General features: G+C 70.7%; 16 protein-coding genes. 14 read left to right on the top strand and 2 right to left on the bottom strand.

Annotation, left to right across the window (positions count from 1 at the left end; all coding sequences use genetic code 11):
• Positions 1-16: 16 nt before the first annotated feature.
• From O7617_RS07590 to O7617_RS07540, 11 genes are all read left to right on the top strand, one after another.
• Positions 17-1,201, top strand: a complete 1,185-nt coding sequence (locus O7617_RS07590) for a spermidine/putrescine ABC transporter substrate-binding protein (RefSeq protein WP_282262458.1) — start codon at positions 17-19, stop codon at positions 1,199-1,201.
• A gap of 5 nt (positions 1,202-1,206) precedes the next feature.
• Positions 1,207-2,304, top strand: coding sequence for an ABC transporter ATP-binding protein (locus O7617_RS07585; protein WP_282262457.1), 1,098 nt, complete (start codon positions 1,207-1,209; stop codon positions 2,302-2,304).
• Positions 2,301-3,158: an ABC transporter permease gene (locus tag O7617_RS07580; protein ID WP_282262456.1), complete on the top strand. Its 858-nt coding sequence runs from the start codon at positions 2,301-2,303 to the stop codon at positions 3,156-3,158. Before O7617_RS07585 ends, O7617_RS07580 begins: the two co-directional genes overlap by 4 nt.
• On the top strand, positions 3,155-3,961 hold the full coding sequence (locus tag O7617_RS07575; RefSeq protein WP_282262455.1) for an ABC transporter permease: 807 nt from the start codon (positions 3,155-3,157) through the stop codon (positions 3,959-3,961). Before O7617_RS07580 ends, O7617_RS07575 begins: the two co-directional genes overlap by 4 nt.
• A gap of 396 nt (positions 3,962-4,357) precedes the next feature.
• The gene (locus tag O7617_RS07570; protein ID WP_282262453.1) at positions 4,358-5,011 is read left to right on the top strand and encodes a G5 domain-containing protein; all 654 of its coding nucleotides are present in this window, start codon (positions 4,358-4,360) and stop codon (positions 5,009-5,011) included.
• A gap of 350 nt (positions 5,012-5,361) precedes the next feature.
• On the top strand, positions 5,362-6,027 hold the full coding sequence (locus tag O7617_RS07565) for a response regulator transcription factor (RefSeq protein WP_282262452.1): 666 nt from the start codon (positions 5,362-5,364) through the stop codon (positions 6,025-6,027).
• Positions 6,024-7,088, top strand: coding sequence for an ATP-binding protein (locus tag O7617_RS07560; protein WP_282262450.1), 1,065 nt, complete (start codon positions 6,024-6,026; stop codon positions 7,086-7,088). Before O7617_RS07565 ends, O7617_RS07560 begins: the two co-directional genes overlap by 4 nt.
• Before the next feature lie 71 nt (positions 7,089-7,159).
• Positions 7,160-8,185, top strand: a complete 1,026-nt coding sequence (locus tag O7617_RS07555; RefSeq protein ID WP_282262449.1) for a pyridoxal-phosphate dependent enzyme — start codon at positions 7,160-7,162, stop codon at positions 8,183-8,185.
• On the top strand, positions 8,182-9,312 hold the full coding sequence (locus tag O7617_RS07550; RefSeq protein ID WP_282262448.1) for a D-alanine--D-alanine ligase family protein: 1,131 nt from the start codon (positions 8,182-8,184) through the stop codon (positions 9,310-9,312). The genes O7617_RS07555 and O7617_RS07550 overlap by 4 nt, the downstream gene beginning before the upstream one ends.
• Entirely contained in the window at positions 9,309-9,986 is a 678-nt protein-coding gene (locus tag O7617_RS07545; RefSeq protein WP_282262447.1) for a M15 family metallopeptidase, read from the top strand. The genes O7617_RS07550 and O7617_RS07545 overlap by 4 nt, the downstream gene beginning before the upstream one ends.
• Before the next feature lie 56 nt (positions 9,987-10,042).
• Positions 10,043-10,717 (top strand): hypothetical protein, encoded by a 675-nt coding sequence (locus O7617_RS07540; protein ID WP_282262446.1) that lies wholly within the window; start codon positions 10,043-10,045, stop codon positions 10,715-10,717.
• Between the two features lie 102 nt (positions 10,718-10,819).
• Here O7617_RS07540 and O7617_RS07535 read toward each other — a convergent pair whose 3' ends face one another.
• The gene (locus tag O7617_RS07535) at positions 10,820-11,527 is read right to left on the bottom strand and encodes a DUF899 family protein (RefSeq protein WP_282262444.1); all 708 of its coding nucleotides are present in this window, start codon (positions 11,525-11,527) and stop codon (positions 10,820-10,822) included.
• Between the two features lie 138 nt (positions 11,528-11,665).
• Between O7617_RS07535 and O7617_RS07530 the strand changes: the two genes are divergently transcribed.
• Entirely contained in the window at positions 11,666-12,586 is a 921-nt protein-coding gene (locus tag O7617_RS07530) for an RNA polymerase subunit sigma-70 (RefSeq protein ID WP_282262442.1), read from the top strand.
• Here O7617_RS07530 and O7617_RS07525 read toward each other — a convergent pair.
• Complete coding sequence (locus O7617_RS07525) at positions 12,583-13,824, bottom strand: SUKH-3 domain-containing protein (RefSeq protein WP_282262440.1); 1,242 nt, start codon at positions 13,822-13,824, stop codon at positions 12,583-12,585. The two genes, O7617_RS07530 and O7617_RS07525, sit on opposite strands and share 4 nt — an antisense overlap.
• Positions 13,825-13,903: 79 nt before the next feature.
• Between O7617_RS07525 and O7617_RS07520 the strand changes: the two genes are divergently transcribed.
• Entirely contained in the window at positions 13,904-14,326 is a 423-nt protein-coding gene (locus O7617_RS07520; protein ID WP_282262439.1) for a YbaB/EbfC family nucleoid-associated protein, read from the top strand.
• Entirely contained in the window at positions 14,323-14,655 is a 333-nt protein-coding gene (locus O7617_RS07515; protein WP_282262437.1) for a hypothetical protein, read from the top strand. Before O7617_RS07520 ends, O7617_RS07515 begins: the two co-directional genes overlap by 4 nt.
• Positions 14,656-14,669: the final 14 nt, after the last annotated feature.

Genomic DNA, 14,669 nt, shown 5'->3' with positions numbered 1-14,669 from the left:
ACCCTGAGGAAAACTGATGCGCGCGCCCCTCCGGCCCCTCTCCCGGCGTGGACTACTCACCGGCACTCTGGGCGCGGTCGCCCTGCTCACCACGGGCGGAAGCCTGGCCGGCTGCGGCACCGAGGGCGCCCAGCAGACCGAGGCCGGCTGCGTCAGCGAGGACCTGTCCGGCACCGAGAAGAAGCTCGCGTTCTCCAACTGGCCGCAGTACCTGGACGTGGACGAGAATGACGAGTCCAAGCGGCCCAGTCTGGACGAGTTCGTCGCGAAGACCGGCATCGAGGTCACGTACACCGAGGATATCAACGACAACAACGAGTTCTTCGGCAAGGTACGGAACCAGCTCGCCGCCTGCCAGAGCATCGACCGGGACATCATCGTGTTGAGTGACTGGATGGCGGCCCGAGTGAGTCGGCTCGGCTGGGTGCAGAAGCTCGACCCGGCGAGGATCCCGAACGTACGGGCCAACCTGCTCCCGTCGCTGCTCGACCGCTCCTTCGACCCCGAGAACCGCATCTCCATCCCGTGGCAGTCCGGGCTCGCCGGGTTGGCGTACAACGGCAACGTCACGAAGGAACTGCGGACTGTCGACGAGCTGCTCACCCGCCCCGACCTCAAGGGCCGGGTCACCGCGCTCAGCGAGATGCGCGACACCATGGGCCTGCTGCTCTCCTCGAACGGGCACGACCCGGCGAACTTCACCCCCGCCCAGTTCGACGACGCGCTGAGCAAGCTCAGGAAGGCCGTCGACTCCGGGCAGATCCGCCGGTTCACCGGCAACGACTACGCGCCGGAGCTGGCCAAGGGTGACATCGCCGCGTGCATCGGCTGGTCCGGCGACGTCATCCAACTCGCTGGTGCGGACGACAAGATCAGGTTCGTCGCCCCCGACTCCGGCGCGATGCTCTACAGCGACGACATGTTGGTGCCCAACAAGGCCACCCACAAGGCCAACGCCGAGCAGCTCGTCAACTACTACTACGAGCCGGCGGTCGCCGCGAAGGTCGCCGCGTACGTCAACTACATCTGCCCGGTCCGGGGAGCCCAGGCCGAAATGGAGAAGATCGACCCGGAGTCGGCGGCCAACCCGCTGATCTTCCCCGACGAGGCGTTGCTGTCGCGGGCCACGGTGTTCATGACCCTGGACGAGAAGCAGGAGAGGGAGTACGAGGGCAAGTTCCAGCAGGTCATCGGAGCGTGACGCGGATGGCGCGCGAGACGCCGGCCGGCGATCTGCGGCTGGCCGACCTGACCAAGCGGTTCGGCACCCGTACCGCTGTCGACGCCCTCAGCCTGACGGTCCCCCAGGGCTCCTTCTTCGCGCTGCTCGGTGCCTCCGGCTGCGGCAAGACCACCACCCTGCGGATGATCGCCGGTCTGGAGCAGCCGACAAGCGGTCAGGTGCTGCTCGGCGACCGGGACATCGGCCGGTTGCGCCCGCACCAGCGACCGGTCAACACGGTCTTCCAGAGCTACGCCCTCTTCCCGCACCTCGACGTCTTCGAGAACGTGGCCTTCGGGTTGCGTCGACGCGGCATCCGCTCGGTGGACGACGAGGTCGACCGGATGCTCTCGCTGGTACAGCTCGACGGTTACGGCAGCCGTCGCCCCGCCGAACTCTCCGGCGGCCAGCAGCAACGGGTCGCGCTGGTCCGTGCGCTGGTCAACAGGCCGCAGGTGCTGCTCCTGGACGAGCCGCTGGGCGCGCTCGACCTGAAGCTGCGGCGGCAGATGCAGATCGAGCTGAAGCGCATCCAGACCGAGGTCGGCATCACCTTCGTGCACGTCACCCACGACCAGGAGGAGGCCATGACCATGGCGGACACGGTCGCGGTGATGAACGCCGGCCGGATCGAGCAACTCGGCGCGCCCGCCGACATCTACGAGTTCCCCGCCACCGCGTTCGTCGCGAACTTCCTCGGCCAGTCCAACCTGCTCGCCGGGGAGGCCACCGGCGTCAGCGGCGGCGACGTCACGGTGACGGCGCACGGCGCGCGCTTCTCGGTGCCCGTCGGCCGCTGCCGGGCCGACCACGGGCCGGTCCACCTGGGGGTACGCCCGGAGAAACTGATTCTGGTCGGCTCCGCCGACCAGGTGCCCGGGGGGCATCAACACGTCAGCGGGGTGGTCACCGACGCCTCCTACGTGGGGGTCAGCACGCAGTACCTGCTGCGTACCGGCTGGGGCGCCGAGCTGTCGGTGTTCGCGGCCAACAGTGGAACGTCGACGCGGGTGGCGGTCGGCAGTACGGCGGTGGCGCACTGGGATCCACGGCACGCGTTCCTGCTGAGCGCGTCGTCGTGACCCGGCGGGCGCGGCTGCGGCTCCTGCCGTACCTCCTGGTGTTCCCCGGCGCGGCCTGGCTGCTGCTCTTCTTCGGTGTGCCGCTGGCGCAGCTCGCGGCGGCCAGCCTCTACGATCCCAGCGGTTCGCTCACCACCGGTTACGCGATGACGTGGGCGTTCGGCAACTACCCGGACGTGGTGCAGGCGTACTGGCCGCAGTTCCTCCGCTCGTTCGGTTACGCCGGATCGGCCCTGGTGGTGGCGTTGCTGCTGGGCTACCCGCTGGCCTACGCGATCGCGGTGAAGGCCGGTCGGTGGAGGAACCTGCTGCTGGTGTGCGTGGTCGCACCGATGTTCACCAGCTTCCTGGTCCGGACGCTGGCCTGGAAGACGGTCCTGTCGGACAACGGGGCGCTCGTCGGTGTGCTGCGTGACGTGCACCTGCTCGCACCGGAGGGCCGGCTGCTGGCGACCCCGTTCGCGGTGGTGCTCGGCCTGACGTACACCTTTCTGCCGTTCCTGGTGCTGCCGCTGTACGCGAGCCTGGAGCGGCTGGATCCCCGGTTGTTGGAGGCGGCCGGTGACCTGTACGCGAGCCCGGTGCGGGCGTTCCGTCGGGTGACGCTGCCGCTGTCGATGCCCGGTCTGGTCGCCGGAACGCTGCTGTTCTTCATCCCGGCCAGCGGCGACTACATCAACGCGGAGCTGCTCGGCACCCCGAACGAATACATGATCGGCAACGTGGTCGACTCGGCCTTCCTGGTCCGGCTGGACTACCCGCAGGGCGCCGTGCTGTCGGTCCTCCTGATGGCGGCGATCCTCGCTGTGGTCTACGGATATCTCCGCACGGTCGGCCGGGAGGAGGTGCGGTGAGGATCGCGCGGTGGCTGGCCGACCGCTGGGTGCTGATCATGGCGCTGCTGGTGCTCGGTTACCTGGCGTTGCCGAATCTGGTGGTGGCGGCGCTGTCGTTCAACCGCCCGTCGAACCGGCTGTCGTACGACTTCCACGAGTTCACTCTGGACAACTGGCGGCGGCCGTGCGCCACCTCGGACATGTGCGACGCCGTGGTCCGTAGCGTGCAGATCGGGTTCCTCGCCACCGTCGTGGCCACCGTGCTCGGCACCCTGATGGCGTTCGCGCTGGTCCGGCACCGCTTCCGCGGGCGGACCGGGATCAACCTGCTGGTCTTCCTGTCGTTGGCCACCCCGGAGCTGGTGATGGGCACGTCGCTCCTGGCCCTGTTCGTGTCCGCCGGGGTGCCGCAGGGCTTCTGGACCGTCGTGATCTCACACGTGGTGTTCTGCGTGTCGTTCGTGGTGGTCACCGTGAAGGCGCGGCTGGCCGGGATGGACCGGCGGCTGGAGGAGGCGGCGATGGACCTCTACGCCAGCGAGTGGCAGACCTTCCGGAGGATCACCCTGCCGTTGGTGCTGCCCGGAATCGTGGCCGCCGCGTTGCTGGCCTTCTCGCTGAGTTTCGACGACTTCATCGTCACGAACTTCAACGCCGGCACCACTGTCACCTTCCCGATGTACGTCTGGGGCGCTGCCCAGCGGGGCATCCCACCGCAGGTCAACGTCATCGGCACCGCGATGTTCGCGATCGCGCTGCTGCTGGTCGGGCTCAGCTCGTTGCGGGGTCGGCGGGATCGCCGGGTCGGCTCGGGCCGCTGAGCCCGTCTGCTGACGACATCGCGACACATCCCCGGTCCTCCTCCGCTGGTGGACCGCCCGGTGGCTCGCGTAAGGGTGTGGTGGATGCGGATTTGCGAAGCTTGTCGGCGAATGCAGCCGCACGATCGGCCGTGGCCGACCGGCCTGGAGGGCTGCCCCGGGTGACGTCTCGTCGTCCGAGGACGCGCCCACGGATCATCGGTGCGAAGCGAACGGCGCAGGTGACGAGCGCGACGGATGATATTGCGGACGGTGTTTGCGACGACACTCATCGCCGTGACGATGCAACCACCACAGAATCCGGGCCCGCCGTACCCGTCGTCTGGTCAGGCGGCCCGCCCGAACTGGTTCCGTCGGGCCAGTCCCGCCAGCCGTACCGCCGTGATCCTTGGCTCGGTGACCCTGTCGATCCTGCTGCTCTGCTGTACCGGCACCGCCATCATCGGCGCGTTGACCGGCGATTCGGAGCCGACCAAGACCGGCACCGCCGCCGACCAGGCGCAGCAGCCCATCGTGGCGGCGTCCGTCGAGCCCACCGAAGAGACGTCGACTCCGGCCGCCGCGCCGACTGCCACACCCGACGCCCTCGCACCGTCGGCAACGGCCTCGCCCAGCCCGTCGGATGCCGCGCCCGCGCCGGTCGGCAAGGTGACGACCGAGACCGAGCAGGCCACCATCCGGTACGCCGAGAAGACCGTCAAGGACTCGTCCCTGGCCGAGGGCAAACGGGTCGTCCGGACCAAGGGCGTCAACGGGGTACGAACCCTGACCTACGAGGTGACCACCACCGACGGGGTGCGGACGGCCCGGAAGCTGGTCAAGTCCACGGTGACGAAGCAGCCCGTGACCCAGGTCGTCGCCGTCGGCACCAAGAAGCCGCAGTCGTCGAAGTGCGACCCGAACTACAGCGGTTGCGTCCCGATCGCCAGCGACGTCGACTGCCTGCCCAAGAGGGGCGACGGACCCGCCTACGTCAGCGGCCCCATCCGCGTCATCGGGTCCGACATCTACGACCTGGACCGCGACGGCGACGGCACGGCCTGCGACTGACCCGCCCGGCGACCCGTGCTCACGCGGCGTCACCTCCCCGGAGGAAGGAAGGGCAGAGAGCGATATACCTCTGAGTCATATTTATGACTCAGAGGTATATCGCTTGTCGGGTCGAACGGCCCCCCGGTGCTTGGGTGACGCGGCTCACTCTCCGTTACGTGCCGTCGGGGCGGGCGGGACTCGGGGCGTGGGCGGTGCGGGAATGGGACGAATCCGGCGGCCACCTGGGTCGCGGCTACTTGTCCCTGGGGCAATGCCGTGGACGATGGCTGTCGGCGGGTGCTTACAGAACCCTTAACCCGGGCCTGCCACGGTATGCCGGGTAAGCGGAACTCGGGGGAGCGGACGACGTGCGGGTGCTGGTGGCGGACGACGAGCGGTTGTTGGCGGACACGGTGGCCGAAGGGCTGCGCCGCCTGTCGATGGCCGTGGACGTGTGCTACGACGGTGACGGTGCGTTGGAGCGGATCGGGGTGAACCGGTACGACGTCGCGGTGCTGGACCGGGACATGCCCGGGCACACCGGCGACGAGGTGTGCCGCAGCATCACCGACGCCCAGGTCGGCACGCGGGTGCTGCTGCTCACCGCCGCCGCCGGCATCCGCGACCGGGTGGAGGGTCTCGGCCTCGGCGCGGACGACTACCTCACCAAGCCGTTCGCCTTCGCCGAACTGGTCGCCCGGGTGCAGGCTCTCGGCCGCCGGTCCACGCCCGCGCTGCCGCCGGTGCTCGCCCAGGACGGCGTGGTGCTGGACGTGGGTCGGCACACGGCCACCCGGGACGGCCGCCCGCTCCCGCTCAGCCCGAAGGAGTTCGCGGTGCTGCACGTGCTGCTGCGCGCGGACGGCCAGGTCGTCAGTGCCGAGGATCTGTTGGAACAGGCCTGGGACGAGTTCGCGGACCCGTTCACCAACGCCGTACGGGTCACCGTGATGACCCTGCGCAAGAAGCTCGGCGATCCGGCGATCATCCACACCGTTCCGAAGGCCGGCTACCGCATCGGCGGGACGGCGTGACCTGGACGCCCCGACGTCGGGTGTTGCTCGTGGGTCTGCTGGCCCTGCTGGCCGGGCCCGCGCTGCCGACACTGGGCACATGGCTGACGGGGGTGACCTGGACCTGGGGGCAGCAGTTCTGCGACCTGCCGATACCCGGGCTGTACACGGTCTGCGCGGACGTACGCCCGGGGGCGTTCGTGCTGCCCCTGGCGGCCGTCCTGCTCGTGACGGTGGCCGCGCTGGTGGGGGTCTGGCTCGGCGCGGTGTGGTGCCTACGTCCGGTCCGTGACCTGACCGGGCCCATCGAGCACGTCGGCCCGCAGAACCTCGGTCACCGGATCCGGCCCCGGGGTCGCGACGAGTTGGCCCAGCTGTCCCGGGCGATCGACGCGATGATGGAACGCATCTCCGCCGGGTACGACGGGCAGCGGCGCTTCGCCGCCAACGCCTCGCACGAGTTGCGCACGCCCCTCGCCGTGCAGCGGACCCTCATCGAGGTCGGGATGGCCCGAGCGCTCAGCGGCGAACAGCTGGAGTTGCTGACCAGCCAACTACTGGAGACCAACGAGCGCAACGAGCGGCTGATCGAGGGTCTGCTCGCGCTCAGCGAGAGCGACCAGGGCCTGCGGTCACGGATACCGCAGCGCCTCGACACCATCGTCGAGGCGGTGCTAGCCGGCTATCAGGACCGGGCCCGGGAGGCCGACGTCACGATCGACACCCACCTCGCGCCCCGGATCGTCGTCGGTGAACGGGTGCTGTTGGAGCGCCTGGTCACCAACCTGGTGGAGAACGGGATCAAGTACAACCGGCGCGGCGGCTCGCTCACCGTCGTGGTGAGCGGCGAACCGGCGCTGTCCGTGGTCAACACCGGCCAGCCCGTACCCGCCGAAGCGGTGGCCGGTCTCTTCGAGCCGTTCCGCCGACTGGCCCGGGACCGCACCGCGCAGGGTGGGGGCGCCGGCCTGGGCCTGGCCATCGCCCGCTCGATCACCCAGGCACACGACGGCACCATCGCGGCCCGGCCCGCCGAGCACGGCGGCCTGAGAGTCGACGTCCGACTACCCGACACGCACTGACGCTTCCACCACACCGCTCGGGGTCCGCGTACCGCTGGACCCCACCTGCGGCGTGCCCGAAAGGAGAAACGATGTCACGCACCGTTGGCCGGGTCCGGGTCGATGTCGGGGAGGCCGCCGACTGGCTCGCCGGACGGGTGGTCCGCACCCCCGTGCTGCGGTCCCCGGTGATCGACGATCTGGCCGGGGCGCGCATCCTGCTGAAGGCCGAGAACCTCCAGAACGGCGGCTCGTACAAGATGCGGGGCGCGCTGCGGGCGGTGGGTCGGCTCGCCGCTGACGGCCATTCCGGCGTGATCGCGCAGAGCACCGGGAACCACGCGATCGCGGTGGCGTTGGCCGCCCGGGAACACGGGCTCGCCGCGACCGTGGTGCTGCCTGTCGACGCGGCACCGACGAAGGTCGACCGGGCCCGCGTGGCGGGGGCGCGCGTCGTCCTCGCGGGGACCGACGTGCAGGAGCGGGTGGCGACGGCCGACAAGCTCAGCGACGAGACCGGTCATCCGGTCGTCGACGCGTACGACCACCCGGACGTCATCGCCGGGCAGGGGACGGCCAGCCTGGAGCTGATCGAGGAGGCCGAGCGCGCGGGCACACCGCTGGACGCGCTCGTCGTACCCGTCGGTGGTGGTGGTGGGGTGGCCGGCGCGTGCCTGGCCGCGGCCGGGAAAGGCATCGAGGTGTACGGCGTGGAGCCGATGGGTTGCGACTCGCTCGCCCGCAGCCTGGCGGCCGGTGAGCGCGTGCCGGTCGCGCCCGCGCCCACGATCGCGGACGGGCTGCGGCCGACCTGCGTGGGTGAGCTGCCGTTCGCCATCGTGCGCGATGTGCTGCGCGGAGTCGTCCGGGTCGACGACGACGAGATCAGTGCGGCTTTCCGGCTGATCCTGATGGAGTTCAGGGTGCTCGCCGAGCCGTCCGGTGCGGCGGGGCTGGCCGGTGCGCTCCGGCTCTCCGGCGACGCGGGCGTGGGCCGCGGTCGGCGGCGGACGGTCGGTGTGGTGCTGACCGGCGGAAACGTCGAGGCGTCGCTGCTGGCCCGGTTGGTGGTCCAGCGGCCCATCGTGGTGACGGCGGCGGAGGGGGTGGCGGCGTGAGCGCACCCGTTCGGATCGGCATCCTGTTCGGCGGCCCGTCGGCCGAGCACGAGGTGTCCTGCGCGTCGGCGCTCGGAGTCGCCCGGGCGCTCACCGGCAGCGGTTACCGCACGGTCGCCATCGGTGTCACCCGCAGTGGCGGGTTCCGGCTGATGCCCGACGCGGTCCTGGCCGAGTTGCGCGACCGGCCGGCCGGCGAGCGGGCCATCGACGACCAACTGACGGTCACCGGCCCGGCCGTCGAGCTGCGTCGCGGCCCGCGCCCCGGAGTCGTGCAGGTGGCCGCCGCCAACGCACCCGGGGCGGTGCACGCCGAGCTGGACGTGGTCTTCCCGGTGCTGCACGGCCCGTTCGGTGAGGACGGTGTGGTCCAGGGGCTGTTGGAGTCGTTGAACGTGCCGTACGTCGGCTGCGGCATCCTCGCCTCCGCGGTGGGCATGAACAAGGTGGCGATGAAGCGGGCGCTGCGGGCCGAGGGCATTCCGGTCACCCCGTACGTCGCCTTCGACTCGCACACCTTCCGGACGGTCGACGACCCGGAGGAACTGGTCGCCGGGCTGCGCCGACCCCTCTTCGTCAAACCGGCCGGTATGGGGTCCTCGATCGGCATCACCCGGGTCGGGGAGGGCGACGACCTGGCCGCCGCCGTGGCGGAGGCGCTCCGCCACGACCAGGTGGTCATGGTCGAGCAGGGGGTCACCGGTCGCGAGTTGGAGTGCGCGGTGCTCGGCGGCTCGCGCCCCGAGGCGTCGGCGGTCGGTGAGGTGCAGGTCGTCGGCGGCTGGTTCGACTACCAGCAGAAGTACTTCGGCGACGCCGACCCGATGATCGTCCCCGCCGTCCTGCCGGACGAGGTGACCGAGCGGATCCGTGACCTGTCGCTGCGCGCGTTCGCCGCGATCGGCGGTTGGGGCCTGGCCCGCGTCGACTTCTTCTACGAGGAGGAGACCGGCGCGGTGTACGTCAACGAGCTGAACACCATGCCCGGCTTCACCGCGCACTCGATGTACCCGAAGGTGTGGGCTGCCGTCGGTGTCGGTTACCGGGAGGTGGTGGACCGACTCGTCGAGCTGGCCCGCGTCCGGCACAGCGGACGGCCCGCGATGACGGCGGGGAGCGTCCGATGATCCTGCTCTCCGATCCCCGGGTGGCGGCCGTGCCCAGCTCCGACGACGGCGACCCGCTGGTGGACCTGCGGGCCCTGCCCGAGCTGCGCCTCGACGGCCGCGCCGCCGACCCCGCCGGGGCGTACGCCCGGTTGCGCGCCGGGGTCGTGGACCGCCTGCTGGCCGCGCAGCGTGCCCTGCCCGCCGGGCTGCGCCTGCTGGTGGTCGAGGGTTACCGGCCGTACCAGGCGCAGTCGGCCATCTTCACCGGCTACCGCGACGAGCTGCGTCGTCGGCACCCGGACTGGTCCGCCGAGCGGCTGCACCGGGAGACCACCAAGTTCGTCTCACCGGTCGAGGTGGCCCCGCACAGCACGGGCGGGGCCGTCGACCTGACCCTGTGCACCGACGACGGCGTGGAACTCGACCTCGGTACGGCCATCGACGCGACCCCGGAGGACAGCGCCGACGCCTGCTTCACCGACGCGCCGACGATCAGCGCGACCGCCCGCCGGCACCGGCAGATCATGGTGGACGCCCTCGGCGGCGTCGGGATGGTCAACTACCCGACCGAGTGGTGGCACTGGTCGTACGGGGACCGTTACTGGGCGCTGATCACCGGCGCGCCACGCACCAGGTACGGGCCGGTGGACCTGACCGTCGCCCGATCGATTCCCGTGCCGGCTGAACGGTAGGGCGCTCCCGTCCGTACCAGGCGGTGACGGAAACACCGAGGACGGGAGTGACGGCGATGAGGGTGCAGCGCAAGCACGTGCTGGCGGCGAGCGTGGCGGTGCTCGCCGCAGCGGGTGTAGCGGTCGGTACCAACCTGGGGTTCGCCGGCACCTCCCCGACACGGTCGTCCGTCTGCTCCGGTTCGGTCACCTTCTCCGCGGAGGGCGGGGCGCCTGCGGCGACCAGCGATCGCTTCCCGGTGGGTACCCGGCTGCGGGTGACCAACCTGGACAACAACCGGGCGGCCACCGTCACGGTGACCGGCCCGTCGGGCAGTTGCGTCCTGCTCAACGCCGCCGCCATGGAACTGGTCCGGGAGCCCGGGAAGAACGTGATCCGCCGCAACGTGGTGGAACGCCTCGACGGTGCCGCGCCGCCCGCCGCCGCGCCGGCACCCGGAACGGTACGCCCCGGCGCCGCCTCACCCGGCGCGTCCGGCCCGGCACCCCGTTCGGCCTGCTCCGGTGCGATCACCTTCTTCGAGGAGGCCGCCGGTCCGGCGGCCACCAGCGGGCAGTTCCCGGTGGGCACCCGGCTGCGGGTGACCAACCTGGACAACAACCGGGCGACCACCGTCACGGTGACCGGCCCGTCGGGCAGTTGTGTGTTGCTCAACTCGGCCGCGATGGAGCAGATCCGCGAGCCGGGCAAGAACCTGGTCCGCCGCAACACCGTCGAGGTGCTTCGCTGATCGTGGAGTACCAGGGGCCCGTGCACCGGGCCCCTGGTACTCCACCGTCATTCGATCTGCCGACTGGCCGACAAGAGCATGATCACCCCGATCATCAGGACGTCATCGCGGTGCGACGCCGGGGCGTGACCACTGCGCGGTGGGGCGGCCGTCGAGACGCCACGGGTGCCCGGTGAGCCGCGGCCAGCCCTCAGGCGAGTTCTCCCAGTCTTCCTGCCGGCCGTACACGGTGAGGTCCAGGGCGTGGTAGGTGGTCATCAACGCCTCCACGCCCCGTCCGGTGGTCCAGTAGGTCTCGTAGACCTCGTCGCCGTCGCGCAGGTAGCACGCGATGAACCCGAAGCCGCGACCGTCGACCAGAGCCGGGTCGGAGTCCGTCGCCGAGTACCAGGGGAACCGGTAGCCCATGAATTCCGCGAACGGGGCACTGTCGTCGTAGGGACCCTGGCAGAACACGGCGTAGGTGACGTCCCGAGCATGCAGGTAGTCCAGTGTCTGCATGTGACAGGTCGAGAAGGTGCATCCCTCACACTGATGCTCGTACGGGTTGCCGTCGTGCCACATGTGGAAGTAGGCGATGAGCATCCGGCGGCCCTCGAACACCTCCACCAGCGGGGTGTCCCCGCCCGGGCCTCGCACCGTCACCGTCGGCATCAAGGTCATCGGCAGTTGACGGCGAGCGGCTGCGATCGCGTCTCCTTCGCGGGTGTGGGCCTTCTCCCGGGCCAGCAGTTCGTTGCGCTCACGCAGCCAGGTCTCCCGGTCGACGACCGGGGGCGCGGCGGCGCTGGACACGGGGGTTGACGTCATGGCTGCCTCCATTCGTGGAGTGTGGATCGGTCACAGGTACAGACGACAGAGTCGGCGATCGTCATCGGTGACCGATGACGTATGTGGGCCGCGGTCGTCAGTACGGTTGTGAGAACCAGTCGATCCCGGGGAGATCACATGTCCGACTCGCCTGATGAGCAGGCGGTCTGGCTGCAGCGCGCCTTCGACGAGCACCGGCGTGAGCTACACGTGCACTGCTACCGCCTCGCCGGGAACGTCACCGACGCGGACGACCTGGTGCAGGAGACCTTCCTGCGTGCCTGGCGGGCTCGCGACCGCTTCGAGGGTCGCGCGTCGGCGCGCACCTGGTTCTATCGGATCGCCACGAACGTCTTCCTCGACAGCCGCAAGGCGGCCGGTCACCGGACCGTACCGTACGGTGATCCGCTGGAGTGGTCCACCGCGCTCGGTCCCTATCCCGACGCCCTGCTGGCCGACGATCCGCAGACCGGTCTCGCCGCCCGGGAAACCGTCGAGCTGGCCGTGATCGCAGCGCTCATGTACCTGCCGCCGCGGCAGCGGGCGGCCTTCGTGCTGCGCGACGTCCACGGCTGGACGCCGCAGGAGATCGCCGCCGCGCTCGACACCGCCGTAGTGGCCGTCAACAGCCTCCTCCAGCGGGCCCGCCACACCCTCCGGGGGCGCGCTCCGTCGGATCCGAAGGACTGGCGCCGCCCGCAGCTCACCGGTGAGGACGAAGAGATCCTGCGCCGCTACGCCAACGCGAAGGACCCGGAGACGATCAGGGAACTGCTCGCCGAGGACGTACGGATCACGATGCCGCCCGAGCCGCCGGTCGTCGGGATCGACGCGGCTGCGGAGTTCCTCGGCCGACCGCTCGACTGGCGTACGTTCCCCACGTCGGCCAACGGGCGCCCGGCACTGATCAACTATCTCCGCCGGCCCGGCAGCCCGCACTACGAGGCGTTGGTCGTCGACGTACTCCGGATCGAGAACGGGAAGATCGTAGAGAGCAACGCCTTCATCGGTGCCCGTCACGTCGCCGCCTTCGGCATGCCCGCCACGCTCGAGCCCTAGACCGCCGGCCAGGTGCCGTCGTCGCGGATGCGAGCCGGGGCGCGGCCGAGCAGCAGAGTCGTCAGCGCGGCGTCGATGGTGTCGCCGAGGAACCACTCCCCGGCCTGGTCGAGCGCGAAGACCCGACCCCGCTCGTCGACCGCCAGGATGCTGTCCTGCTGCTCGGTGCCGATCGGAAAGAGGCGTACGCCGAGCACCGCACCGAAGTCCGCGAGCGTGTCGGCGGTGTGCGCGATCGTGTGCGGGCGGATGTCGAAACGGGAGATCCACACCTGCTCGCCCCGGCCGCGCCGGGCGCCGACCAGGCTGGGAAACGCGGTCAGCGCCTCCACGGCGGCCGGGAAGACCGAGTGTCGATGGGTCGCCCCCGGCACCGCGGTCACGTCCCGTACCGCCGCGGCGGCCATGATCTGGTCGCCGATGTGCGGTCGCCAGCCGGCCGCGACCAGCGCGTTGGCCACCTCCGCCGGGAAGCGCCCGGGGTCGGGGTCGGTCGCCGCCGGAGCGCGCCAGGTCTCGGTGTACGCCCGAGCCGTCTCCGGTAGGACGTTGGCGCGCACCAGGAAGCTGATGCACGAGTCGCAGGGCAGCTCCGCCGGGCCACCGGCCGGATCGCCGGGCTCCCGGATTCGGAAGATCTCGAACCGGGCGCCCTCCAACAACGCCGCCGCCTCGGCCCGACCCATCGGCGCGATGCCCTCGGCGGCCCGGCGGTGGTCGTACTCGTGCAGCACGTCGGAGACCACGATCAGCTCGGCGTGGGCGTCCCCGCCCCGGACCAGCTCACCCGGAGGCAACTGGTCCAGATAGGTGCGGACCAGCGGGTGATGATTCAGCGGCACGTCGCCCTTCGCGCCCTCCGCCGTCCAGATCCGCCCGTCGATCGTCAGGTGCGCCGACGTGTTCGGGGTGGGCACCCGGTGGATCTCCCGGACCAGCAGCCTCGACGGGTCGACGGTGCGGGGAGCGGTCGGCCCGGCCGGCTGACTGCGCCGGTACAACTCCGCCACCACATCGCTCGGCACCCGTGGCCAGGTGGTGACCGTGCCGGTCTGCTTGTCGATGACCGTCGTCGGCAGGTCCCCGGGGACCGTGCGCACCTCGGTGGGCACGACGGACGTGATGACGTACCCGAGGTCGAACTCGTCCACCATCGCTGTGCACTCGTGGCCCAGGCGCTGCGAGTCGCGGCGGGCCCACGTGGCGGCGAGCTGCTCGGCCTGCTGACGGTCGATCACGCTCTGAAACTACCGGACTACACGGATCGATGGCAGCCGGTATGGTGCTGCTCTACCGACGGTGACGGGAGGAACGGCGGTGAGCGAACACGTGGACCGGCACGCCAACCGCGAGCTGCGGGCCCGATTCGACGACGTGTACGGGCAGTATCAGCAGCTCAGGTCCGGTTTGGACAATCTGCAGACACGGCTTGCCGAGCTGCGGGTCACCCGACGATCGGCCGACGGTCAGGTCACCGCGACAGTTGGCGCCCGCGGCGAGTTGATCCAGGTGGAGCTGGCGTCGACCGTCTACCGCGAGCGCGACGCCGCAGCGCTCGGCCGAAAAATCACCGAAACGGTCCACGCCGCCGCGACCGCCGCCGTCGACGCCACTCGCGACCTCGTCGCGGAGAGCATGCCGGCCGGGTCCGGCTCGGTGGAGTTCCTGCGTACCGGCGACTACGCGGCCCTGCTCGGTCGAGCCGACGCGGTGCTCGGCAGGCGCGAGGGGCAGCCATGACCGACGGGCGACTCTGGCTCGATCCGTCCCGGGCGTGTCGAGGCGGCGCCGACCTGGCGCTCGCCGGGGAGGCGGTGACGGCCCGTCGAGCGGCCGAGGGTGGTGCGATCGAGGCCGCGAGCGGTGCCAGGCCGTGGGGTCGCGACGACATCGGCGCGGCGTTCGAGCGTAACTACCGCGAGATCGAGCAGATCGTCATGCGGGCCTGGGCCGGGGTCGGGCACCGACTCACCGAGTTGGGCGGCGACGTGGTTCGCGCGGTCGACGCGAGCGTGCAGACCGACGCTGCCAACGCCGGCCGGCTCGCTCGGATCACCGACCGGCACTGACGGCCGGGGATCGC

Source organism: Micromonospora sp. WMMD1155, from assembly GCF_029581275.1.
Classification (GTDB): Bacteria; Actinomycetota; Actinomycetes; order Mycobacteriales; family Micromonosporaceae; genus Micromonospora.
The sequence above is the reverse complement of the archived record's forward strand: the minus strand, read 5'-3'. Positions and strand labels throughout refer to the sequence as shown.

Bases quoted from the DNA above. Each gene is read 5' to 3' on its own strand.
- O7617_RS07585 (WP_282262457.1), top strand. From the start codon at position 1,207: ATGGCGCGCGAGACGCCGGCCGGCGATCTGCGGCTGGCCGACCTGACC.
- O7617_RS07530 (WP_282262442.1), top strand. From the start codon at position 11,666: ATGTCCGACTCGCCTGATGAGCAGGCGGTCTGGCTGCAGCGCGCCTTC.
- O7617_RS07545 (WP_282262447.1), top strand. From the start codon at position 9,309: ATGATCCTGCTCTCCGATCCCCGGGTGGCGGCCGTGCCCAGCTCCGAC.
- O7617_RS07535 (WP_282262444.1), bottom strand. From the start codon at position 11,527: ATGACGTCAACCCCCGTGTCCAGCGCCGCCGCGCCCCCGGTCGTCGAC.
- O7617_RS07515 (WP_282262437.1), top strand. From the start codon at position 14,323: ATGACCGACGGGCGACTCTGGCTCGATCCGTCCCGGGCGTGTCGAGGC.
- O7617_RS07540 (WP_282262446.1), top strand. From the start codon at position 10,043: ATGAGGGTGCAGCGCAAGCACGTGCTGGCGGCGAGCGTGGCGGTGCTC.
- O7617_RS07555 (WP_282262449.1), top strand. From the start codon at position 7,160: ATGTCACGCACCGTTGGCCGGGTCCGGGTCGATGTCGGGGAGGCCGCC.
- O7617_RS07590 (WP_282262458.1), top strand. From the start codon at position 17: ATGCGCGCGCCCCTCCGGCCCCTCTCCCGGCGTGGACTACTCACCGGC.